Raw genomic sequence first — 24,595 nt, 5'->3', positions numbered from 1 at the left:
ATGCTCTGACTATGGTTTTACAGGTCAGAAACTTACATTGATACCAAATGTGAAAGTGCGCGCCTGCCCAACCGAGTTTTTCTCTACACCCGGCGTTGTATTGGAATTACCATTCACAGAAGACTCAGGGTCTGTTCCCGTATATCTGGTAATTAGAAATAGGTTAGCTCCCTGAACGTACACGCGCACTGCCGACAAGCCGATTGAAGACAAAGCCTGCGAATTAGGTAGGCGATAGCCCAGAGAAGCATTTTGCAGGCGTATAAAGTCTGCTTTCTCTGCATTGGCAGAAACAGGGAACGAAGAACCGCTCGAGGTCTGGTCGTTATAAACCAATCTGGGTATATCAGTAATATCGCCCGGTTTTTGCCAGCGGTTCAGTATCTCGGTTGAATTGTTATATGCTCTCTGGTCTAGCAAAGTAGCACGGGTACCGTTCATGATATAGTTACCGCCTGAATACGAGAGATTAATACCCAGGTCGAAGTTTTTATATTTGAAATTATTAGCCAACCCTCCGTAAAAGGTAGGCAAGGCATTGCCTATCAGGTAATAATCGGCACCGGTAATGGCAGGTGCTTTTGTGCCGTCAAGGTAAGTCCATTGGCTTTGGCCCGGTAACACTACCTGACTGAACTGCACTTGTTCGCCCTTGGCATTGATAAAAATGCGCTGCCCGTTAGCCGGATTCACACCTGCGGTTCTGGCACCGTACAAGCTACCTACCGAATGCCCTACACGTGTAATGTTGGTGGTTTCATAGGCTACGTGTGTAGTACCTATTATATCGGTATTGCCGTCTGCAAGTGCCGTAACTCTGTTTTTCAAGGTCGTAATATTGAATGAGGCATTCCACGAAAAATCTCCCTTGCGCAAAATGCTGGCATTAATGCCTAACTCAAGGCCTCTGTTATACATAGAGCCCACATTGCCCAGAATGGCATTGCCCGGAATCCCCTTTGATACCGCCTGCGGCGCGCTTAATATCAAACCATCAACATCGTTGTTAAAATAAGTTGCCTCCAGTTGTATGCGGTCGTTCAGAAAACCCAGCTCTGCACCTATGTTGGTTTGCTTGCTGGTTTCCCACCCTAAGTTTGAGTTTCCAGCCTGTGCAATAGCCCAGGTAGCCGCATTGCCGTACAATGAACCGCTGTATAGTTCAAGAGAACTGTATTCGTTGCTTAAATTGCCGTTCCCGACTCTGCCCCAGCTGGCTCTCAGTTTCACACTGTTAAGTACTCTTGCCAGAGAAGAGTTTTTGTAAAATTCTTCGTCAGAAAGCTGCCAGCCACCAGATACACCACCAAAGTTGCCCCATTTACGGCCGGTACCCAGCGCAGAGTTACCGTCGCGGCGGAAGTTGAAAGTAACAAAGTATTTTTTACTGAAGTCGTAGTTCAGGCGGGCAAAGGAAGAAAGAAATACACGTTGGCCGATTTCGTTGTTGGAAGCGGCAATTGCGCCCCAGTTACCCTGATAATTCTCGAAGAAAGGGTCAGAAGTCTGCGTTCTTGAAGCACCCCATGACGACACATCAAATTTCTGGATGTCGTAGCCTATCAAGGCAGCTACGCTGTTTTTTGCGCCAATGGCGAAGTTATAACCTAAGGTGTTTGTCCAGTTCCAGTTGTCTCTCAGACCTGAGGTATTCGTAGCATTCCCTCTGCTAGAAAACCCATTTCCCTGAATCGCGCTGTCGAAACTTACTGTTTCTGTTTTAAGCCGGTCTACCGCATAGGTAGTCGTAAACTTCAGGTTTTTAATGATTTCGGCATCAAGCGTAAAGTTGGCAATCACCCGGTCGTTGGCAGAGGTATACCTGTTTTCGTTGAGCAAGGCCACCGGGTTACCCCAGTTACTGATAAACTTATTGTTGCCCACGCCAATGGTATTTGGGCTTGCCGGGTTTACATTGTAGCTTCCGTCGGCATTAAACGGCCCTACATTGGGTGGAAGGGCAATGGCTAAACGTGCTACCCCAACCAGAAAGAAATTGGAATTTGGCAATGAACCGGCATAAGGTGATTCATTAAAGCTGGTATTGTAAGATAAGCCGCCTTTGAATTTCAACCATGAGGTAAGCTCCTGGTCGATATTGAAACGAACCGCCTTTCTGTTGAATTCATTGCCTACCAGAAAACCATTCTGTTTGGTAAAGTTTGCTGAAAAGTAATAGTTTGTTGATGCAGTGCCACCCGACACGCTTAGATTATGACTTTGTGAAACCCCCTGACGGTAGATGTAATCGTACCAACGGGTATCTACTGGTTTGTTGCTGGCATCGGTATTCGGAAAAAACAGGGCAGATGCCACGTTGTCGTTATTGGCATTGCCACCTAGTACTTTAGCATTTAAAACTGCCTCATTTTTAATGGCTATAAACTGTTCTGCATTTAAAAGTTCAGGCAAACGGGTAACATTAGATACCCCTGCCCATGCTTCGTAGGTGATACGTGGTTTACCTGTTTTACCCCTCTTGGTAGTAACCAGAATGACACCTCCGGCTGCACGTGAGCCATAGATTGCGGTTGAGGCAGCATCTTTCAGTACGTCTATCGACTCTATGTCAGCCGGGTTGATGTCTCCTAACGGATTGTTGGGTACGGCTGTGCTGGTAGATATATTACCGGTGTTGATAGGTATACCATCTACCACCACTAAAGGATACGAACTTAAAGAGATGGAGTTAACTCCACGTATACGGATAACCGGCGGGTTGTTTAACACACCATTGGGCTGTGCTATGTTAACCCCGGCGGCACGGCCAGACAGCGCCTGGTCAAAACTCTGAATAGGTTGTTCTTTTACCACGTCTCCGCTAACCCTTGCTGCCGAACCTGTAAATTCTGCTTTGGTTTGGGTGCCATAGCCAACTACCCTTACTTCGCTGAGTAATTTTGCTTCTGATACCAAATCAACAGAAATTGAGGCGCTATTGCCCACCACTTTTTCAATGGTAGAATAGCCTATAAATGAGAAGACCAGTGTGCTGCTTTCTGCAGCCTGAATCTTATAGCTACCTGTTAAATCAGTAACGACACCGGTGTTGGTGCCTTTTACTGTTACCGAAACACCCGGCAGCGCTTCGCCGTTGTCTTTGTCCTTTACTGTGCCGGTTATAGTTTTTGACTGCGCAAAAACATGAGCAGATAAATGAACTAAAATCAATAAAGTAAATGTAAACCTGTTAAATTTCATGATGTGCTGTTTGATTAATTGACCGAAAATTCTGAGATATAATGGTAAATGATGTAGTTGGTAGCGTTCAGCTATCTGGAAAATGCTTCTTAACAATGGCAGTTCTGGGTCGGCATTGAATTATTTCAGCATTGCATTAGTCTTTTCAATTGTATATTAAAGAAGAGACTAAAATCCTGACGCGACACTTTTTTGCAATAGCACTACCCATTATATTTTATCACCTTTCAGGTAAGTAAATAAAGACGTTGAAAAGGGCTTTAGCCTTGCTCTTTGAATATAGTTAATGACTTTACGAGAGGAGATTAAAGCATTTATTCCTGAAACAAATCGGGTAATAAACGTATTGAGCCTACTTGATAAAATCGGGCTGTAGAAATGTACTTTTACATTCTTTTTCATTTACTTTGTAATGGTTAAATAAAAAAATAAGGTACCTGAAGGTTATTTTAACCTTCTGAATCATTCGCAATGAGCCTTTTTTTTGACCTACCACTCTTGTTCCAGCAGGAGTGGTATTTTTTAATTCATATATGCTTCTTTGGGTTTAAATTAATTAATGTTTCAAGGGTTGTCAGCAGTAGGTAGATAGGGAGAAAGTATGAGTAAAATAATACTCTACTAAATCTATCGACAAAATAAATTAATAGTTTCTTAGCCTGCAAGATAATTTTAAACTAAATGCATGTATCTTATTAAAGTACAATTTATAATTTAATTAATGATGCGTAATGCGGTGTTTTAACGTTTGCTAAGGTTAGTGAATCGATATTACGCTGATTTATGCCGGCAATAGCTTATAGGTACACCTCAATTTAATACAATAATCTATTTAGTATATAATATAAGTAGGATAATAGAAATATTTTATATAAGCTTGCATCTTAATACACTTTAAAAAGAATTTAGCGACCTACGAATCATTTTTATAAAGACAATTCAATGAATTTTATCATTAGGCCTATTATTATTTTACTTGTTTTTTCTTCTTATTCCGGGGCCGCCGATTTTGAGCTTACACCCGGGTTTCAAAAGGCATATACCGAGGTTTTTAAATATAAAATTCGTGCAGGTAGAAATCTTCTGGTAAATGAAAAGAAAGACAGCCCTTTCAGAGCTTATCTTGAAAATTATATTGACATGGTAGAATTGTTGAATTCAGACGACGAGGAATACTATGAAAGAATAAAGCACAAAGAGGGTGAGCGACTGGATTTAATTGAGGACCTGGATGAAAAATCTCCATATAACCGTTTTCTCAGAGCTGAAATAAAAATGCACTGGGCATTAAATAAACTTCGGTTCGGGCATGAACTTAAGGCCGCCTTTAATATCATAGAGGCAGCTAAATTGCTTGAAGAAAATCAGAGGTTGTTTCCGGGCTTTCTGCCCAATTACAAATCGCTCGGATGTCTTCATATTATTGTAGGGTCAGTACCAGACAATTTCAAGTGGGCACTTAAAATACTTGGGCTTAAAGGAAATGTTAGTCAAGGTTTGCTTGAATTAGATAAGGCGGCAAAAGATTCTGTATGGGGCAATGAAGCAAGATATTGTTCTTATTATATACAGGCATTTGTAGGAAAAATAGATGAAAAAGAGCAAGCCGAATTAATGAAGTTTATAGAAAGTCAACCTGATAATTTAAATGTACATTTCATAGGCTTAGCTGTATCAATGCGAGCTAATAATGCAGAACTGACCCATAAAATTCTTAAAAAGCTGCCAACGGGAAATGAATACATCGTATGTCCAATTCTTGACCTTTATAGAGCCGATGTAGCATTAATGAAGCGTCAGTACCAGCAAGCCAATGGCTTTTATGGCCTTTATCTGAAAAATGTAAAAATCAAAACTTTTGTGAAGGATACTTATTTCAAATTGTTTTTAAGTAATTATCTCATGAATAATGATAAACTGGCACTAGCATACCTTTCTAAAATTCCGGCTGTAGGCAGCACAATTAGTGAAGGGGATAAGGCGGCTGAAAAATTTTATGAAAGTTATGCCAAAGTTCATGTTTTACCCAATAAAGAATTATTGCAGGCAAAACTTGCATTAGACGGGGGGTATTATACTGATGCTCTTGATTTAATAGCGGCTATAACCGAACAGAAGTTAATTACACAAAAGGAGAAAACAGAATATTTCTATCTGGCAGGGAAAGCCTTCCAGAAGAACAACCAAGCCGACAAAGCGATTGGTAATTTCGAAAAGGCCATTGTACTCAATGAAAAGCAACCCTGGTATTTTGGTGCTGGTGCGGCTCTGCAATTAGGCTATATTTTTCTGGAAAAAGCCCAGAAAAATCAAGCAAAAATTTATTTTGAAAAAGCTATCTCATATAAAAATCATGAGTACAAAAATACAATAGACAGCAAAGCCAGAGCCGCTCTTTCAGAAATGGGATTCAGAATTAATTAATAACCCGAATAAGAAAATAACAGGGTAGCTGCATTATGAGTTTATTGGTGGCTTTTGAAGTAGATATTGCAAAAGAAAGTTTTCAGAGAGTTGAAGAGATGCGGCTGTCGTGTCTAATAAAATGCAAGACAAAGAATTATAATTTAGGTATATTGAACTTAAATAAATTCATGGCTATTCAAAAAAGCCAATAAGGGTACCAAGGGTTGAATTATAGACCCATTCAGCCCGTAAAAGCGCTCAGAAATGGGTGCTTTTTTTGGTTCTTAGAAAAAAACTTAAGACCTAAAAGGCATAACAATGATGAACCCAATCAATGTATTTGTGAAGCAAAAACGCAAAATTAACGCAGGAAGAACTGGCTCAGAAAGCAGGGGCTGGTCTGCATTTATTGCGCAAGTTGGAAGAAAGGAAAACTACCCTCAGGCTCGACAAGCTGAATCGGGCACTGGATATGCTCGGCAGTGATACTCGGGGGTTATCAGAAAGGAGGTGGGGGATGAATAGAGCATGTGTGTATTGTTTCCTTTTTTTGTTGGTTTGATTCCTGAAGGAGGGTTAATGGAAATTGCTGTGGAGAATTGAAAAATTAATCTGCGCGACCGTATGCGATTATTGCGGGCTACCTGCCGCGATTTGCAGCATTCCCAAACTGTGAGTTTTTTTGCCCGAAACACACCAATTATGCTAACCATCATAGTTTTAGAGCTTACGATAAGTTACTATTGTACCGTAATTTAACTGGCTACTGAAATGTTGACGCAACAATTGTACACGCAATGGCTTGAAGCCCGAACCAGGCTTTCGAATCAATTCAAACAAATAACCGGAACAGACCTTCTGAAAAAACTAGGGGATTCACCCAATTCTGCTGGCTTTCTGATTCGCCATATTGCAGACGTTGAACTACTCTTCGCTAAAAATGTATTTAAATACAGCGAAGTAAAGGTTATTGCAAAGACAGTCATTGACCAGAAAGATACCGGCGAATGGACAGATTTAGCAGAATTGCTGCAATACCAGCAATATGCATGTCAGATGTTAGAAGAGGCCATCTTAGCACAGCAGGATTCAGATTGGGATGAACTCATCACCACCAAAGAGTTCGGAACAAAAACAAAAATTGAGGCATTGGGTCGCATTATCTCACATACATCCTATCATGCAGGTCAGTTGGCTATCGTTGTAAAGTATGGAGTTTTATGAGGCATTCAGACACGAGTAATTCCAGCACAAAATTGAAATAGCTTTTAGCTGGTTCATCGGAAATAATCAATTGCATGATACTTGCAAGGTTGGATGTTAGGCCGGGCTGGAAGAAAACAATGCAAGGTTTAATATGGCAGCAATGCGTTTTTTCTGCTATTTTTTTGGCAAGGCTTACCACTGAAAAGTTAATATGTATAAAATCAGGCAGAAAAAAGAAGTACTAATGAAAGGGGGCATCGAAGGGTGAGATGGTACATAACAAATAATCCAAAACTACGGCTTGCTGCTGCGTAACGTAAAATAATATTATACCGGTGAACTCCCAAAATCATACCTGATGCTGTAATTGTTTAGGCATAAGCCACTCACTTGTATTTAACCAATATTATTCGGTACTCATGAAAAAGACTTTCCCAATATTAGTTACTGTCTTAAGCCTGACTGTAATTAGCTCTTGCAAAACCAAAGAAATTGTGCCTGTCCCTCCAACTTTAGACACCATTACGGTTTCTGAAACAACCTTTGCTTCGGTGCTGCTGTCATGCGCAATTAGCAATGTTGGCAATCAATCTATTTCTGATTATGGTTTTGTTTATTCTGAAACCAACGCAACCCCCACTTTGGCAGATTCAAGAATAGCTCATGGAGCGGTATCGGATCCGAATGTTGCGCCCATCAAATTTTCAGATGTTGTGAAAGGCCTAAAACCAAGCACTAATTATTTTGCAAGGTCTTATTCTGTAATTGCTTCCGGAACAATTTTTGGACCTGTCATGACCTTCAAAACTGCCGATGTTATTCAACCTGCTATAAAAACTGATGCCGTTATTCTGGTTTTTACAACTAGTGCAAAATTAAGAGGAATTGTAGAAACAAAAGGCTCTTTTGATGTAAGCGAGTACGGCATTTGCTGGTCGTCGACCAATAACCTTCCAACAACAGCCGATTCGAAATCAGGTAAAACAAATATTAGTGTTTTTCCTACGATTTATACCGTAGATGCAACTAATTTGACACCAAATACAGCTTATTATTTTCGCGCATTTGTTGTTTCCAATGGCGTAACTACCTATGGTGACGCCCTGAAATTCAATACTTTAGCCATAACGCAGCCAACTATAAAAACCCTGGATGCCACCACAACTTCTACCACTTCTGTTAAAATTAACGGAGTAGTTGAATCGGGCGGAAATTCTGCAGACATCACCGAATATGGCATTTGTTGGTCGCAAAGATTTTCAACACCAACAACTGAGCATTCTAAAGCAAAAATACCCGATAGCATAACGGTTTTCCCAAAGACATTTTCGGTAAACATTTATAGTTTAAATAGCAATACAGAGATTTTTTACAGGGCTTATGTTATATCTAATGGGGTTGTAAGCTATGGAGACATAAAAACTTATAAACTGGAAACAGAGGGTTTTCCTACTTTAACTACCGGAAATGCCACGTATATTTCGGCCACATCCCAAAAATTATATGGCACAATTAACACCAGAGGTAATTATGCAATTACTGAATACGGTGTCTGTTGGTTTTATATCAACGACTTTTCAAATACCTTACCTATAACTTGTATTTCAGGAGCTTCCATTCAAGGTAGTCCAACGGCTTTTCCGGCCACATATTCTATTGACGCCACAAACCTGAATGCAGGTACTTTATATATCTATCGTGCTTTTGTTGTTGCAAATGGAATAACTACCTATGGCAACGAAAAAACATTTTTTAAGGAGGCCAACCCTAATTAATTCGCTGTTTCTTTCTTCACCGCTTTTGCGTATAAACGAGTTGAAAATCCATAACCAAAGGGTCGTAGCTTCCTTTCTTACGCCATTTAGCCTGTCTTTTTTAGTCTTATATTTAATTGTATTTTCAATGAAGATAGGCTTATCCGTATTCTGGCCATTCGGGGTCGTGCCATCACTATAAATCAATAACAGTATATAACCAACAGGCTTCTACTAATTAACGACCATTTGTTTTTGTAGTATGTGTAGATAAAGTAGAATAAAACAAATATGGTAAAAAATAATAGTCTACTTATTTGGTAGATTATATATAATAATATTAGTTTTGTTTCTGTTGCTTAAAGTTGTATCTATTTCAATAAATAAATCCTTCTTTTTTTTTACAAAAGTAGTAACTCAAGGCAGGAAAAGTAAAGTATTGATTGATGATAAGCTGAAAGGCAAAAGACAAGAAAAAGCCTAAAAATGCCACTCTTGCGGGAACAAGAGTGGCTGGTCGAAACAAAGGCTCATTGCGACATGATTGTGGCGATTGCGATGCAATCGGCCAGGTACCTAATTGTTTAATTTAACCATTACAAAGTAAATGAAAAAAAACGTACTTGTACAGTTTTTGCTGGCTATTCTGCTGATTCCTTCGGTAGCTTTGGCCCAGCAATCAGATGCAACCATTAATTCTACGCTTTCCGGCAGGGTAATTGACGAAAAAACCAAAGAACCACTCATTGGGGCATCTGTGCAAATTAAGGGAACCACCCATGGAGTCATTACTGATGTTGATGGCAAATTTTACTTCAAAACCGGCCAGAAATTCCCCTATACACTAGTTGTAAATTTTATTGGGTATGAGACACTAGAAATTTTGGCTTCAACAAGCACCATTATTGTGCCGTTGAAGACCAATGCACAACAATTGAACGAAATTGTTGTGGTTGGTTATGGTACTCAGGAACGCAAAAACCTGATCGGCTCAATTACCAAAGTAGACCCCGCCGAAGTCAATGCGATACCTGTCGGCAGCATTGATGCCCAGCTTCAGGGAAAGGTGTCTGGTGTGCAGATTTCTTCGCCTACCGGCGTACCCGGCGAAACAGTAAACGTAAGGGTACGCGGCGCCACCTCAATTAATGCCGATAACGACCCTCTGTATGTGATTGACGGCGTTTTTGTAAACAGCAATAGTTTACAGACCATCAGCACCGGCGGCAAATCTACTTCGCCCATTGCAGATCTTAATCCGGTCGATATACAGAGTATTGAAGTTTTAAAAGATGCCGAAGCTACGGCATTGTATGGGTCAAGAGGAGCCAACGGGGTTATTTTGATTACCACCAAAAGAGGGAATTTTGAACAGGCCCCCAAGGTTAATTTCAACGTAAGCTACGGGCAGGCCAAAGCAATTAAACTCTGGGAGCTAACTACAGGGCCTGAACACGCCCAGCTTGTAAACGAATGGTGGATAAACACAGGGAAAGACACGCCGTCATTAAACAGAACTTTTGCCAATCGGCCATTCAGACCGGTTTCAGAAGGCGGGCGGGGCCTTCCGGAAGAACAGCAAACCTACGACCGACTGAGCGAAGCTTTTCGCACCGCAACTTTGCAGAACTATGATATCTCGTTGGTTGGTGGCACAAAATCAACAAAGTACTATATAGGCGGTGGGTACACTGCTCAGGAGTCTATCTTAAGGCCAATTGCTTTTAACAGGGCAAGCTTTAAAGTAAATCTCGATCAGAAAATAAACGACAGAGTTCAGATAGGCGTAAGCAATTCATTCAGCCGTACCTATCGTAATCAGGCGCGGGCGGGTGATGGCCCGCAAGGGGGCTTGTTGCAGGCAGCTTTGCATACACCAACATATCTTTCTCCAACCGAAAACGGTGTTCTGGTTGGCAGGGCAGGGTTTGACAACCTTACACTACTGCTGCAAAACTATGATGTACACTCAACCAGCCTCAGATACATAGGCAACTTATATGCAGAAGCCGAGCTACTGCCAAATCTGAAGCTTCGTTCCAGTTGGGGTGTAGATTATAATAATTACAACGAGTCTGAGTATTGGAATACTTTTCTTCTTCTGGGCGCTCAGGGTGGCCTTGCCACTTCTTCAATAAGTCAGTTCACGTCATTATTAAATGAACAGACACTTACGTATCGCCACAAAATAGGTAAAAAACATTCATTGGGTGTCGTTGTCGGTAATACTCTCCAAAGCGATGTACTCACCAGAACCTATGCAGAAGGCCGTGGATTTGCCAATAATTCATTTAAAATCATTTCTTCGGCAGCTACAACTACCAGTTCACAAAGCTGGAGTAAAAGCACGCTCGCCTCTTTCTTTGCCAAAGCAGATTATGGCTTTAATGGTAAATACCTCATTAACTTTAGTGTAAGAGCCGACGGCTCCTCAAGATTTGGCAATGACCGCAAATGGGGGTACTTTCCCGCCGTAGGTGCTGCCTGGCGTATCAAACAGGAAGACTTCCTCAAAGACCTGTCGTTCCTGACAGATCTGAAACTCCGCACCAGTTACGGTATTGTAGGTAACCAGAACGGTATAGGCAACTTTGCTGCTCAGGGACTCTGGACAGGCGGAGCATCTTATCAGGGTAGCCCCGGCATTGCTCCGCAGCAATTAGCCAACCCCGATTTGAAATGGGAACGAACCAATCAGTTTAACGTAGGCCTGGATGCCTCCATACTGAATGGCAGAATCGGCTTTGAGCTTAACTATTACACCAAATACACACGCGATGGGCTGCTTCAACTGGCTTTGCCAAGCACTACCGGTTTTGGCAGTTACTGGAGCAATGCTGCCGAAATCAGTAACAAAGGCTTTGAGCTGAATATCAACACCATTAACTACGAGAAAGGGGGTTTCAGATGGACAAGTAACCTGAACATAGCGCAGAATATCAATAAAATAGAAAAGCTTGAGAATCCGCTCCGCTATGGCAGCCGCGAATTAATTCTACAACAACAAGGCACTCCTCTTTATTCTTTCTGGGTTTACAAGCAATTGTATGTTGATTCTCAGACAGGCAACGTAGTCTATGAAGATGTAAATAAAGACGGCCAAATTACCGTTGCCGACCGCCAGATTATAGGCAGTATCTGGCCTAAATTCTTTGGTGGTTTTACTAATAATTTCAGTTATAAAGGTTTTGAGTTATCAGCCTTTCTGGCTTTCCAGTATGGCAATAAGGTATATAACCACAATAAGTTTTTTGGTGAAGGCGGCGGTGCCAGAGATGCAGCCCGGGTGATTTTTGCCAGTAACAATGCCAGATGGCAAAAACCCGGCGATATTACAGATGTGCCCAGACCAGACGGCGTGAATGTAAACAATTATCGTGACGGCGGAAGCCGCTGGCTGGAAGATGGCTCCTTCTTACGTCTCCGCAGCCTGAATCTGGCTTACAATTTCCCTAAAGCAGTGGCTGCCAGGCTAAAGGCAGACAACCTGAAAGTGTATCTGAACGGCACCAATCTATTCCTTTTAACCAAATACACAGGTTTAGACCCGGAGTCAAGCGCGAGCAGTGACCAGAACGCACAGGGTATTGATTTGGGTACGCCTCCACAGCCACGTAGTTTTCAGGCCGGCTTGAGCCTCACATTCTAAAAACTGATAACCAAAATTAAAGGAAATGAAATCATTAAAATATATTCTATCTGCAGGAATACTTACGCTGAGTGCATCCTGCAGTAATTTTCTGGATGTAAAACCTCTGGAGTCAATTTCTGATACCCAAACCATTTTTGATAAAACTTCTGCCGAAACAGCTATAAGGGGCGTGTACTCGGCATTAAGCAACGGCAGCTATTATGGTACAACTTTCCAGTCAATAGGCTATTTATCCGGTGATAATATTCAATGGACAGGCTCGCAGTCACAGGTGCAGGAATTTATCAATAAAAAAGTGCAACCTGAAAACTCGACCATCTCCGGAGCCTGGACAGCCATCTACCGTACCATCAATCGCGCGAATAATGTAATTGCCAAGGTACCTGCGGTAACAGACCCGCTTCTGACAGAAACGCTTAAAAATCAGATTGTTGGTGAGGCTTATTTTATACGGGCTTTGTCTTATTTTGATCTGGCACGCACCTGGGGAGGTGTTCCTTTGATTACTAAACCAACTGCCGCACCGACTGAGAATAAAGGTGTGACCAGAAGCAGCCAGGCAGAAACCTATGCGCTGGTACTAAAAGACCTTGAAACGGCTGAGCCTCTGCTACCCTCTACAACAGACCGTTACCGGGCTACGCGCAAAACCGTATGGGCCTTGCGTGCGCGTTTGCATCTTTATTTGAAAGAATGGGCTAAAGCAGAAGAATATGCTTCAAAACTGATTAGTGATACGAACTATAAATTAGTAAAGCCATACAGTTCTTTTTTTGCCAATGATGCCCGAGGTACGCAGGAATCTGTCTTTGAAATTTTCTACAGTGCCAACGAGCCTAACACACATCGGGGGCAATGGCAACCCCAAACCAACGGAGGCACTCGCCAATGGGCTCCGAATGATGCCCTGATAACCTTGCTCAATGACCCTAAAATTGGCGGTGGCCGCAGTGCATTGGTAGCAAAAGATAATCAGAATCGCTGGTATGGCAACTTATATTACCGTACACCCGCCACCGACCCGAGCTATATTTTCCGCATTGCCGAGCTGTATCTGATTCGTTCAGAAGCAAGAGCCAATCTGGGCAAAATAACAGATGGATTGGCAGACCTGAACGCCATACGCGACCGCGCAGCGATAGAACCCAGCACCGCCTCTACAAAAGACGCACTTTTGCTTGCTGTTGAAAATGAAAGAAGAGTAGAGTTTGCCCTGGAGCCACATCGTTGGTTTGATATCGTACGTACTGGCCGTGCAACGCAGGTTTTTAATGTAACCGACCCAAACCGACTCTTGCTGCCCATTCCGGTTGGAGAAATCCAGATTGATAAAGCGCTTTCCCAAAACCCGGGCTATTGATTTAAACTTAATCCGGCCTGTAAACCTGTATTGGCTACCGGCCGGATTACACCTTTGGTTTTTAAGACACTTACCAAAACAAAATATTCTATGTCTAACATTCTTGAACTAAACTCGCAAACGAATTGGAGTAACAAGGAAAAAACCATTTTCAGGTTTTTTGCCATTTATTTCTTTTTGCAGGTATTGCCTCTAGACATCCGGTTTTTCAGACACCTTTTTTCAATCAACTGGTTGCATGTGCAATACCGCGATATCTTCTACCTTTCCAGGTATTCTCCTTCTTTTACCGGTCAAGACAGCTTCCTTAACTGGATAATTATTGCGCTAGTGGCTTCTGCAGGTACATTGCTATGGGGCAAGGCCTATGCTAAACCAATCAATTATGACAAACTCTATTATTGGTTAAGAGTATTGGTGCGCTACCGGCTGGCAGCGGGTGTAATAACCTATGGTTTCCTTAAGTTTTTCCCTATTCAGGCTCCCTTTCCTTCTATCAGTAATCTCAATACCAATTACGGCGACTTTACCGCCTGGAAACTATTCTCTCTTGGTTTAGGGGTTGTACCAGACTATCAGTCGTTTTTAGGGCTTGTAGAAATTATCAGCGGCTTGCTTTTGCTCAATCGTAAAACTGCTATAATTGCCACCTTTATTATTCTGCCTTTTACGGGCAATATTGCCATTTCAAATATTGCTTATGAAGGCGGCGAATATGTATATGCTTTTTATCTGGTTAGCCTTGCGCTCTATCTGTTCGCTTTTGATGCGGTACGTCTGTTTAATCTGTTGTCGCTTCAAAAGCCTGTTCAGCCAAACCACTATCAGCCTGTTTTTGATAACAAATGGAAACCATACCGGCTGAGTTTAAAATCGGTCTTTATATTGTTTTTTGTGGTGTTGTATGGTGCCAAAACCTATGCAGGGTATAAAAAAGGCGGATACCATTTTCCCGAAAAGAAAGGAATTGAACAAACAAGCGGCCTTTATAACGTAAGTGAGTTCAGATGGAATGGCCAGCTAATACCATACTCCAGAACTGACTCTACCCGCTGGCAGAGCGTGGTTTTTGAAAAGTGGAATACCGTTAGTATTCAATCAAACAAGGCGGTTGTGTTAGAAAATCTGGACACTGAAGAAATCTATTCAGATGACAAAGACCGTATTTATGAATTGGCGGGCACTCAGGGGCGGCACTATTACAGTTATGATTTTGACTCGACCCGATCAGTAGTAAGGCTGAAAAATCGGAACAGACATTATCCTTCAGACCAATTGGTGCTGTCGTTTCAAAAAAAGAACGACTCCACAATTGTTTTGACTGGCTTAAGTGCCGGCAAGGATTCTGTTTATGCGGTACTACATAAAATCAATAAAAAGTATCTCACAATTGAAGCCAAAAAAGCTGGTCGCAGAAATGCGCTCAAATTATAATTCTCAACCTCATAAAGCATCACAATTATGTCTGATTCAAACCTAAAGATAGTTCAGGGAGATTTGAGAGAAGAATTACCTGAGAGAAAATCAAAAGACAACGCATATAAACCATGGCAAAACTGGCAGAAAATAGCATTTCGCATTGCGTTCGTGTTTTTTATTGCCATGAGCTTGCCTAATAGCACAGACTGGTATAAGGAAATTTTTAATTTCAACTGGCTGCACCTCCACTACCGCGATTTATATGATATTGCACGTTTTGGCTCGGGTCTTAATATTTTTGGCAACCGGATTTTTGGTTCTACTCTGAATGGTTATGCCATTTGGGTAATAACGCTCATTTTTGCGGTGGCAGTGGGTCTGGTCTGGACGGCCATTGCTAAATACAGAAAAATTGAACGTGCCGAGTATAATCGATTATATTATTGGCTCAATGTAATAGTGCGTTATCGGGCTGGTATTGGCATTATCGGATTTGGTTTTACAAAATTGACACCCACTCAGTTGCCGTATCCGTCATGGGGTGTACTGAACACCAATTTCGGAGATTTGACACTTCAGAAGATTTACTGGCTGTCGATAGGTATTGTACCCTGGTACGAGGTTTTTACAGGCGTTGTTGAGGTAGCCGCAGGCGCTTTATTGTTTTTCAGAGCCACTACATTCTGGGGGGCGGTGTTGCTTTTCGGTGCGCTGGCAGACATCGTGTATGTCAATTTTGCTTATGATGGCGGGGTGCATGTATATAGTTCATATTTCGTTCTGTTTTCTGCCTTTTTGCTGGTTGGTTATATTCCGCAAATCTACAACCTGCTGATTCTTGAGAAATATACCGTGCCGGTGGTTTACTATCCGGTATTTTCAAAGGCATGGCAGAAAATCACCCGTATTTCTTTGAAAACAGCTACCATTGTGCTGTTTCTGCCGGTGTTTCTTTATCTGGCAGTAGTCAATTTTTTATATGACCCATACAAACAACCGGCCCTGAAGGGCATAAAAGAATTACGGGGCAACTATAATGTAACTGAGTTCAGAATCAATAATCAGGTTATTCCATATTCACCCTTAGACTCTATCAGATGGCAACAGGCAACTTTTGAAAAATGGACAACGCTTACTTTCAAAACTAACAAACCTGTAGAGCTGGACTTGTCGAATGGGGGAGGTGCTCCGATGCGCGACATTAACCGTACTTTTGAATTGACAGGTGTGGCCGGTGGCCAGCGGGTATTTTACTATGAAGCAGACACCATAAACCATGTATTGTATTTACAGGATAAAAACCGTGGTAACAGGCAGGAAGGCCGCGAGTTTTTAGGTAACAGGACAGACTTTGGAGGCGATAACCGGTCTGCCGCCCGGCCAACAAAAAGAACAGAAAAAACAAAGGCTGATAATTGGATACCGGATGAAGCAAAAGCAATTATAGGGTCGGAAGATAAGAAAATTGAGCCAATTGCCTATTCAGCGCGTCGCACAAAAGGCATCCAGGCTGAAAGTCGCCCTACCAAACGTAACCGGATGGTATTGAATTATTCAGTATTGAACGGTGGCAACAGAGTGGTTTTGTCTGGTATTAACGAAAAGAAAGATTCAATCAAGGTAGTGCTTGACAGATTCAATAAACAATATGTGCTTTCCCGTAGTACACTTGAAGCCGGAAAGTATGATTAAAATTCGGTTCGACTTGCATTTTTTTAAAAATCAGAAAAAGTGATTTATACACAAAAAACAATCATAAAACTGGTGTTTCCACTAATTGGGGGCATTATTCTGAAGGTGGGTTATCATACCGGCGATTCAACCGTAAAAAGCGGGAAGCCCGCTGCTGTTTTTACTAATACGCAGATGTTTAGCGATACCACCCCGGACACATTTGGCTTTGGCAGAAAAGCAACACAAGCAGATATTGACCGGCTGGATATTGACATTCGCCCTGATGGAAAAGGCTTGCCGGCTGGGGCCGGTATAGCAGCCAGAGGTAAACTAATTTTTGATAGCAAATGTGCGGCTTGCCATGGGGCAGGGGGAGTCGGTGGCCCAAATGGCTCATTGGTAACCAGCAAAACCCCTGCTAATGGCCGTAAGGAAAAAACGATTGGCAATTACTGGCCTTATGCCACCACTGTTTTTGATTACATCCGCCGGGCAATGCCATTTAATGCGCCCGGCTCGCTAAGCAATGAAGAGGTGTATCATTTAACAGCCTATTTATTAAATGCCAACCAGATAATTGATGAAAAAACTGTAATTAACGACCAGAACCTTTCAAAAATAGAGATGCCTGCCAGAAAACTGTTTATACCTGACGACCGCAAAGGAGGGGCGGAAATCCGATGAAAATGGATAAGATTGTTGAAATAACGCAGGAGTTTCCTAAGAAAATATCCAGAAGAAAACTGCTGGGCGGTGCAGCTACGGCAGCGGTGGCTATTATACAGACAGCCAAAGGGCAAACCATACAAAAGGGTATTGCGGAAAATGTTGTTGATGACCCCACCAAAAAATTAGGTGTCCTTGCGGGTGAAGTCGGAACGCGCTCGCCTTTTGTGAAATCTGTTAAAAAGTTTTCTGATATTTCGTCGAGGTCGCCACTGCAGGATTTTTACGGAATGATTACCCCATCAGACCTACATTTTGAACGTCATCATGCGGGCGTGCCAGCCATTGACCCCACCAAACATGAATTACTCATTCATGGATTAGTAGAAAAACCATTGGTTTTTACCGTTGCTGACTTAAAGCGTTTCCCTTCTGTTTCGCGCATTGCTTTTTTAGAATGTTCAGGAAATTTCAGAGGAGGAAAAGAGAATCTTACTCCACAGGATATTTGTGGACTAACCAGCCAGAGTGAGTGGACAGGTGTTAAACTTTCAACGCTTTTCAGAGAAGTGGGGGTGAAACCCAATGCCACGTGGTTTCTGGCTGAAGGTGGCGATGCTGCCGTAATGACCCGTAGTATTCCTGTAAAAAAAGGATGGGACGATGCTATAGTGGCTTATGCTCAGAATGGAGAGCCGATCAGACCAGAGCAGGGTTTTCCTGTCAGGCTTTTCCTGCCCGGCTGGGAGGGTAATACCAGTGTCAAGTGGCTCCGCAGACTGGAATTATCAGATGCTCCATACTATACCAGAGAAGAAACCTCCAAATATACCGAGCCCATTAAAGACGGGAAATACAGGATTTTCAGTTTCGATATAGATGCGCGCTCTATTATTACTTTTCCGTCGTATCCGCAAAAAGTTGAAAAAGGCTGGATAGAGATTCGGGGGTTGGCCTGGTCAGGCAGAGGGAAGGTGATTAAAGTTGAAGTAAGCACCGATGCCGGTAAAAACTGGCAGGCGGCACAGCTCAACGAACCTGTTTTAGACAAAGCACACGTGCAGTTCAGGCATTTATGGCATTGGAAAGGGCAGGAAACCGAGATTTTAAGCCGGGTAACTGATGAAACAGGCTATACACAACCCACATTAAAGCAGTTATTTGAGGCCAGAGGCAGCGAAGGTGGCTACCACATGAACCCGGTTACAGCCTGGCAAATTAAACCAGACGGACGTGTTTTGTTTAAACCGGAAACACTCCGTTAGAAATATTCATGGTATTTGTTTGTATTTAGTGAAGCCAAATTCCTTATTCAATAACCGGAAAATGTATCTATGAAGATAGAATTTATCGTAAACAATGAGCCAACCTCGGTAGAAGTTGACCCCGACGCAACCATTATGGGTTAACAGAGATGTACAGAACCTGAAAGCCACCAAAAACGGTTGTGGTAAAGCTTGATTTGGCGCCTGTACCTTCTCTTAAAATTTGTAGTTCAATATGAAACCGTATAAAATCACTATTTTCTGAAATAATAATCTGCAAGCGCGTTTGCAATTGCACGTGGATTTGCTTCGTCTGTATTGGTTAAAATAATAATTGAAAGCCCGTCATTTACAAAGCGTGCAAACACAGACCTGAATCCAATATTTGAACCACCATGGATAATTAATTTATGCCCTTTGTATTCATCTATTAACCATCCAAAACCATAGTATTCTTTTGATTCAGCCCTGGCGGTAGTTTTAATGAATGGGTCCCATAGCTTTTCCCAATTGGCTTTTTTAAGAATAATATCCTTTTTGCTTAATACCTTCTCCCATTTAATCATATCAGAAGAAGTAGAAAGAAATCCGCCACTCGGCCTAATACCAAGCATGGCTGTTGCATTAATCAGGGTGTCGCGTTTATGCATATAACCGGCAGCGCGATTTGGGATAATCCGATAAAAATCTGTCAGGTAGCTATGGGTCATGCCAGCAGGTACAAATAATTTTTCATGGATGTAATCCTGCCAGGGCTTGCCACTAACCTGTTTAATAATTTCAGCCAGCATAAAGTATGCTAAATTACAATATTGGTATTTTTCACCGGTTTTAAAAACCAACGGTAAGTTATAGGCAGACCTGATTACATCTAAATCAGGTTGGATTTTAAAATTGTCGTAGGCCGGCGCTTCTCTTTGCAGGCCCGATGTGTGCGACATCAGGTGTTTAATTTGGATAGGTCGCCAGGTATCCGGCGCATCCGGAAAGAATTTATGCACCGAATCCTCAATGCTTAGTTTTCCTTCTTCCACTAATTTCATGACAGCGGTTGTAAAAAACTGCTTACTAACCGACCCCAGCCTGATTACCGTTTCAGAAGTAACCGGTGCATTTAACTCTACATTAGCCAGCCCGTAGCCTTTATTTACAATGGCCTTACCATTTTTTATAACAGCCAACGAAAGCCCAACAATTTTTTGCTTCTCCATCATCTTTTTGACGATGATATCAGTACTATCAATCTGCGCAAATGAGAAACAGGGAAGAAAGACAAAAAGCAGGAGTTTTTTCATAACATGGTAATCGTTTATTGTTCCGGTGGTTGTTTATTTCAAAACCTGCTAAATATAAGAATTATATGTGAATTAGAGCAAGAAGGAAGCACGCTTAGGCTCAAAAACGTGAATTTTATACTTTAGATATGTAAAACAGTGAAGCCCGGGTTATCAGAAACCAGATGAGTAGTGAGTAGTGCAGATTATGGTGTAGTTGTATATTAAAACCACCCAGTGGCGTTTGCAAGCCATTACCCAACAACGAGCATATAATTATAAAATTGGCGGGTATTTGTGGTAATAAAATAGCCGCACATTCTTTAAATCAGCTTTAATCTGGTGAACTTGCTTTTTTTACTAAACGCTGTTTCTATATATATCGAAACCTTCACTCTCAACGCCTTCAGAACGGAAAAAATCAGCGAAATAATGCGAAATAGTTTTCATTTAAGAAAACTTTCAATATAAATCTGATGGCCTAAAATCCAATAATCCTTTTTCCGAAAATCGCACAAAACAAAGACCCGGATTCCTTAAATAGAGAATCCAGGCTTTTGCAGTCTGGATTCCCCATAAAGATTACCCTTTTTACAATTACCAAGGGTGGCCAAATTATACTAAAATTTATTATATACTTTGATGCAGCGAATCGTTATGAAATACAATTTATCGGTGTCAGGTTTAAACAGTACATTTTAGTTTTTCTTTGGAAAATTAAATAAAGTTGAGGTGAGAATGGGCACAAAGAAAATTGCAACAGTTAGAACTGAAATGCCTATATCTGCGGCGTGACTGCCTAAAAATTTACTGATTGCACTTGTGGGGTAAAGATGCTCATATAGAGATAAAACAAGTTTAATACCTAAGATACCAATTACAATAAAAGCAGCCCCTTCAAGAAAATCATATTTTTCCATCAATTTTACAAACCACTGAGCTATGAATCGCATTGCCAAAATTCCGATAAAAACACCGGTACAAACCAAAATAATGTTCGGTGTGAAAGCTACAGCTGCAAATACGTTATCAATAGAAAAAGCCATATCCATTAATTCAACCATGCAGACCGTTGCCCAAAAGTTACCTAGAGAACCAACTGTAGAGCGGTATAGCCAATTGCCTTTTTTATCAATAATATCATCTTCTTTCGTTTCGGTTTGTTTTCCTTTCCACCAATCCCACACTAAGTAAAGTAAATATACGCCACCAAGAGGTTTTAACCACCAAATGGTAATTAAAATCGCTGCAAAAATCATTGCTAATCCTCTGAAAATGTAAGCGCCCCAAATCCCATATTTTAGTGCTTTGTCTCTTTGTTTTTCTGGTAAATCCATCACCATTGTAGCCAAAACTGCCGCATTGTCGACCGAAAGTAAGCTTTCAATAATAATCAGATTTCCAATAATTGCCAATGATGGGAGTGGGTTATTAATAATTTCTTGCCATAAATGACTGGTGTTTTGGAAAAAATCGTTCATTCTTATTTTTGTATTATAGTTATTAATTTATTCTGATAGTTATTATTCCGCTTTAAGTTGTACATCAAAAGTATTACAGATTAACAGTTTATGGCCAAGGCCTGAAGACCCAAGCAATGTAAATTATAGCCACTATTCAGAATGGCAGGAATATAAATAGTGCTTAACGATAATGTTTGAGCTGTTTTGGAGAATTACCGGTTCATTGAACAAAATTTTATTATCTTCAACATAACTTTTTAAGGCATTATTTGAATGTGACCCAGATTGTAGCGTGTTTCTAATCATAAAATAAATAGAATTATTTATTTGCCATAGTAATAAGAACTACACGCCCCCCCTCTTCATTTGAAAGTAAAAGTCTCTTACCGTCAGTTAATTCAACCATAGAATTGATCGGGATTAATTTATCTTCAGTCAAGTCTTTTAAGGAAGTTAGTTTTTGATTGACCAATACCCATTTGCCATTATGAAAAGTAAAATAACCAAGAGGTACTTTTTGTGCATCAGTGAGTTTTTCGTTACGGATAATATTTCTATTTACATGCCATTGAAACAAATATTGGTTATGATAAACCATCAGGCGATGATTTTCAGGCTTCCAGACTGCAGGCTTAAACTGATAATACAAATCCAGAACAGGCAAGGTACCTTGGTGGTAAGTTCCGCAGAAAGGGCATTTGGGTTTGTTAGTATTATTAAAAACGTACCATTTCTGCTCACAGGCAGTATTACTGCATGGTTGCATTAAATCGGTTGTTTTTAATAATGCCTGTTCCCATTCATCGGCGGTTGGTCTTTGCATTGGATTATGTAAACCATCAATAAATGCTTTATCAAACAGAGTTTTCAAATATGGGCCGGTGATAGTGTAAGGTAATTGGGAAACATCCGCCCAAAACAAATCCCATTTAGATACCTGGTCTAATTTAGGCCGATTTGCCTTATCTGAGGGATGCTCAATAAATAGTGCTTTCTCACCCATTGACAGCAAGTCGTCTTTTTCTGTATCTAAATCATGTACTTTGCCACCTTTTAGCGGATGGCGATGTAATAAATACATATAGATCAGACAAGCGAGCGCGTGTAAATCTGTTTCTCGTTTAGGGAGTTTCCGGTTTGGGTCAGATTTGTTAAGATGCTTAGTGGCCAGTACTTCAGGCGCAATAAAATCAGCAGTACCTATTACTTCTGCCGGAAATAAACCTGGCACAACTAAACCATCCAAATCAATCATGCACGCCGATTTTGATACGGGGTCTACCAGTACATTATTATAAGATAGATCAGAATGAGATAAACCCATTGAGTGCATTTTTTTTACACCACGGGCAATATTAACGCTCACCTGAAAATAACTCATCCAGTTTCCCAGCTCAGACTCATCCAAGCTAAGTGGAAATTTTTTATTTCTAAACTTCGCACCTGCAAACCATTTTCCATTTTTCTCTTCTCCTTTTATCAAATCACTTGAAACATATCCTTTTTTGAAAAAGAACTTTGGCTTATAAATCGGAACAATAATCCCCAGTTTGCCATCAAATTCAATTACGTCGGTAGGCCAACGATATATTTCTTCCAAATAATAATCACCTGCCTCTTTTTCTTTAATCTGCTTATAATATTTGTCTGTAATCCGTATGAGTCTTTCTCGTTGGTTAAAATCCTGTTTATCTCTAAAAATGGCCACTACATATTTTCTGTCCGGGCTAAAGTAAACATCTTTTACACCACCTCTTTTGGGTTCGCCATCAACATACTGATATGTTTTTGTGGCATCAATTATTGATTTTACTGTAATAATATTACTCATATTTTTCTTTTAAAATATTATTGCCAAAGTTCTATCATCGTGGTTACCAGGACTCCAGAAATCTAACCATCTGTTTAATGTCTCGGCAATCTTGTTATTATCGGCTTGAAAATCAACTTTTAAGTTTTCATCGTTTTTGCCATCTAAATCCAATAAAAACTCTTTCCATTTATCAATTTTTTCGAGATTAGCTTCTACCACAAATTTTGGGTCATAAATTCCATCTGTCATTAGCATCAGAAATGAAAAATCTTTAATGATTTTTACGTTAAATCTTGAACTCATTTTTTCAGAACTAAAAATTTCTGGCATAGTTATAAAACGAGTTCCACCGCCGTATTCTCCTACATCAAGCCAATTAAGTAATGAAACTTCAGAGATTTCTCTGTTAAGTAATGCAATTGGGCAATCTCCCACACCAAAAGACAGGATTATATATCCTTCTGGTATCTTCCTGAACAAGCTAAAAATAAGAGTTGTATGAAAGTCCTTTAAATTATTTTCAGTGGCCTTTGCAAAACTTACAATTTCGTTATGAACATAAAGTGTAATTTTATATAATTCTTGGATTATTTTTCTTTTTAAGTCCTGGGGTACTTCTGTAACTCCTCGGGTATTTTCACTTTCAAAAAAAGCATTTATCTCTGAAACCAAATCTTTTGAAAATTGTGTCTCAAAAAACTCTATTGTTTTCTGACACGCCAGCTTCGAGCCTTGCCTTGAATACTTTGCAGAACCCGCTCCATCAGCTACGGTTACGATACTCCAATCGTTTTCCTCAAAATGCTTAAACGCATAATCATCATCTCTGAAGGAACCAACATTTGCATGAGAGCGCCCTCTTTTTGATGCCACAACCAAATGTCTATCACCTAATGGAATTAATTCGTTAATATTATCTTCTTTCCAAAAGAGTGCATTCTTATCGCTTTCAATATTTTTCCAAAGTGATTTTGGATCAGGGTTGATAACAAGAGAAACAATCTTTTCGTTAAGAAAAGAGTCGTCAGCTTCTCCTTTTATTCTGAACTTCATTTTTATTTTTAGCTCGCCGCTTTGACTGGGAATACCAGTAATCCATTCAGTTTTGTCGCTGTATTGTAGATTTAAGTTTTCAAGTCCTTCAAATTCTAAATATGCAATATCTCTCCATTGCCATTTTTCGATTTCTATTTTTGCAGAGTACGCTTTACCTACCGTTCCGTTCGGAATAGAAATAACCTGACTTTTAATATCGTCAATTCTATTTTTTAAAAGCCATTTATCCATTAGCAATTGTTGGGTTTCTTTTATTTGATTAAAAAGATTAATGTTAGTTTCATCATTAACAAATTCATCCAGAAGCAAGGTTTTATTAGAAGAAATTGAGAGTTTATGTTTTTCTAAAATTGCTTTAATATATGCTTTAATTTCTGACATCTTTC

General features: G+C 40.6%; 14 protein-coding genes. 9 read left to right on the top strand and 5 right to left on the bottom strand.

Features of this window, described 5'->3' with window-relative positions; genetic code table 11:
• Positions 1-24: 24 nt before the first annotated feature.
• Entirely contained in the window at positions 25-3,201 is a 3,177-nt protein-coding gene (locus MB380_RS15110; protein ID WP_253526307.1) for a TonB-dependent receptor, read from the bottom strand.
• Positions 3,202-4,551: 1,350 nt separating this feature from the next.
• On the opposite strand from MB380_RS15110, the gene MB380_RS15105 reads away from it, so the two are divergent.
• The 9 genes from MB380_RS15105 (at position 4,552) to soxC (ending at position 18,603) form a co-directional block, all read left to right on the top strand.
• Positions 4,552-5,625: a M48 family metallopeptidase gene (locus MB380_RS15105; protein ID WP_253526296.1), complete on the top strand. Its 1,074-nt coding sequence runs from the start codon at positions 4,552-4,554 to the stop codon at positions 5,623-5,625.
• A 753-nt stretch (positions 5,626-6,378) separates the two neighbouring features.
• Complete coding sequence (locus tag MB380_RS15100) at positions 6,379-6,831, top strand: DinB family protein (protein ID WP_253526293.1); 453 nt, start codon at positions 6,379-6,381, stop codon at positions 6,829-6,831.
• Positions 6,832-7,232: 401 nt separating this feature from the next.
• Complete coding sequence (locus MB380_RS15095; protein ID WP_253526290.1) at positions 7,233-8,588, top strand: hypothetical protein; 1,356 nt, start codon at positions 7,233-7,235, stop codon at positions 8,586-8,588.
• Positions 8,589-9,174: 586 nt separating this feature from the next.
• Positions 9,175-12,216 carry a TonB-dependent receptor gene (locus tag MB380_RS15090; protein WP_253526287.1) on the top strand — a complete coding sequence of 1,014 codons (3,042 nt, stop codon included), beginning with the start codon at positions 9,175-9,177 and terminating at the stop codon, positions 12,214-12,216.
• Between the two features lie 25 nt (positions 12,217-12,241).
• A complete protein-coding gene (locus MB380_RS15085) occupies positions 12,242-13,579 on the top strand; it encodes a RagB/SusD family nutrient uptake outer membrane protein (protein ID WP_253526279.1) in 1,338 nt (445 codons plus the stop codon).
• 90 nt (positions 13,580-13,669) lie between these two features.
• Positions 13,670-15,013 (top strand): DoxX family protein, encoded by a 1,344-nt coding sequence (locus tag MB380_RS15080; RefSeq protein ID WP_253526277.1) that lies wholly within the window; start codon positions 13,670-13,672, stop codon positions 15,011-15,013.
• Positions 15,014-15,040: 27 nt separating this feature from the next.
• The gene (locus MB380_RS15075) at positions 15,041-16,690 is read left to right on the top strand and encodes a hypothetical protein (protein ID WP_253526275.1); all 1,650 of its coding nucleotides are present in this window, start codon (positions 15,041-15,043) and stop codon (positions 16,688-16,690) included.
• A 174-nt stretch (positions 16,691-16,864) separates the two neighbouring features.
• Positions 16,865-17,356 (top strand): c-type cytochrome, encoded by a 492-nt coding sequence (locus tag MB380_RS15070; protein ID WP_253535585.1) that lies wholly within the window; start codon positions 16,865-16,867, stop codon positions 17,354-17,356.
• A gap of 2 nt (positions 17,357-17,358) precedes the next feature.
• Positions 17,359-18,603 carry a sulfite dehydrogenase gene (gene soxC, locus MB380_RS15065; protein WP_409014583.1) on the top strand — a complete coding sequence of 415 codons (1,245 nt, stop codon included), beginning with the start codon at positions 17,359-17,361 and terminating at the stop codon, positions 18,601-18,603.
• Between the two features lie 254 nt (positions 18,604-18,857).
• Here soxC and MB380_RS15060 read toward each other — a convergent pair whose 3' ends face one another.
• From MB380_RS15060 to MB380_RS15045, 4 genes are all read right to left on the bottom strand, one after another.
• Positions 18,858-19,898, bottom strand: a complete 1,041-nt coding sequence (locus MB380_RS15060; protein WP_253526263.1) for a serine hydrolase — start codon at positions 19,896-19,898, stop codon at positions 18,858-18,860.
• 677 nt (positions 19,899-20,575) lie between these two features.
• Positions 20,576-21,358 carry a TerC family protein gene (locus MB380_RS15055; RefSeq protein WP_253526255.1) on the bottom strand — a complete coding sequence of 261 codons (783 nt, stop codon included), beginning with the start codon at positions 21,356-21,358 and terminating at the stop codon, positions 20,576-20,578.
• Positions 21,359-21,659: 301 nt separating this feature from the next.
• Entirely contained in the window at positions 21,660-23,048 is a 1,389-nt protein-coding gene (locus tag MB380_RS15050; RefSeq protein WP_253526246.1) for a helix-hairpin-helix domain-containing protein, read from the bottom strand.
• Between the two features lie 132 nt (positions 23,049-23,180).
• On the bottom strand, positions 23,181-24,590 hold the full coding sequence (locus MB380_RS15045) for a PP2C family serine/threonine-protein phosphatase (protein ID WP_253526237.1): 1,410 nt from the start codon (positions 24,588-24,590) through the stop codon (positions 23,181-23,183).
• Positions 24,591-24,595: the final 5 nt, after the last annotated feature.

This window comes from Emticicia sp. 21SJ11W-3, from assembly GCF_024138715.1.
Lineage (GTDB): Bacteria > Bacteroidota > Bacteroidia > Cytophagales > Spirosomataceae > Emticicia > Emticicia fluvialis.
This window is presented reverse-complemented; position numbering and strand designations above follow the sequence as displayed.

Coding starts and splice junctions, on each gene's coding strand:
- MB380_RS15110 (WP_253526307.1), bottom strand. CDS start 3,201: ATGAAATTTAACAGGTTTACATTTACTTTATTGATTTTAGTTCATTTA.
- MB380_RS15100 (WP_253526293.1), top strand. CDS start 6,379: ATGTTGACGCAACAATTGTACACGCAATGGCTTGAAGCCCGAACCAGG.
- MB380_RS15095 (WP_253526290.1), top strand. CDS start 7,233: ATGAAAAAGACTTTCCCAATATTAGTTACTGTCTTAAGCCTGACTGTA.
- MB380_RS15090 (WP_253526287.1), top strand. CDS start 9,175: ATGAAAAAAAACGTACTTGTACAGTTTTTGCTGGCTATTCTGCTGATT.
- MB380_RS15085 (WP_253526279.1), top strand. CDS start 12,242: ATGAAATCATTAAAATATATTCTATCTGCAGGAATACTTACGCTGAGT.
- MB380_RS15080 (WP_253526277.1), top strand. CDS start 13,670: ATGTCTAACATTCTTGAACTAAACTCGCAAACGAATTGGAGTAACAAG.
- MB380_RS15075 (WP_253526275.1), top strand. CDS start 15,041: ATGTCTGATTCAAACCTAAAGATAGTTCAGGGAGATTTGAGAGAAGAA.
- MB380_RS15070 (WP_253535585.1), top strand. CDS start 16,865: ATGTTTAGCGATACCACCCCGGACACATTTGGCTTTGGCAGAAAAGCA.
- soxC (WP_409014583.1), top strand. CDS start 17,359: ATGGATAAGATTGTTGAAATAACGCAGGAGTTTCCTAAGAAAATATCC.
- MB380_RS15060 (WP_253526263.1), bottom strand. CDS start 19,898: ATGAAAAAACTCCTGCTTTTTGTCTTTCTTCCCTGTTTCTCATTTGCG.
- MB380_RS15055 (WP_253526255.1), bottom strand. CDS start 21,358: ATGAACGATTTTTTCCAAAACACCAGTCATTTATGGCAAGAAATTATT.
- MB380_RS15045 (WP_253526237.1), bottom strand. CDS start 24,590: ATGTCAGAAATTAAAGCATATATTAAAGCAATTTTAGAAAAACATAAA.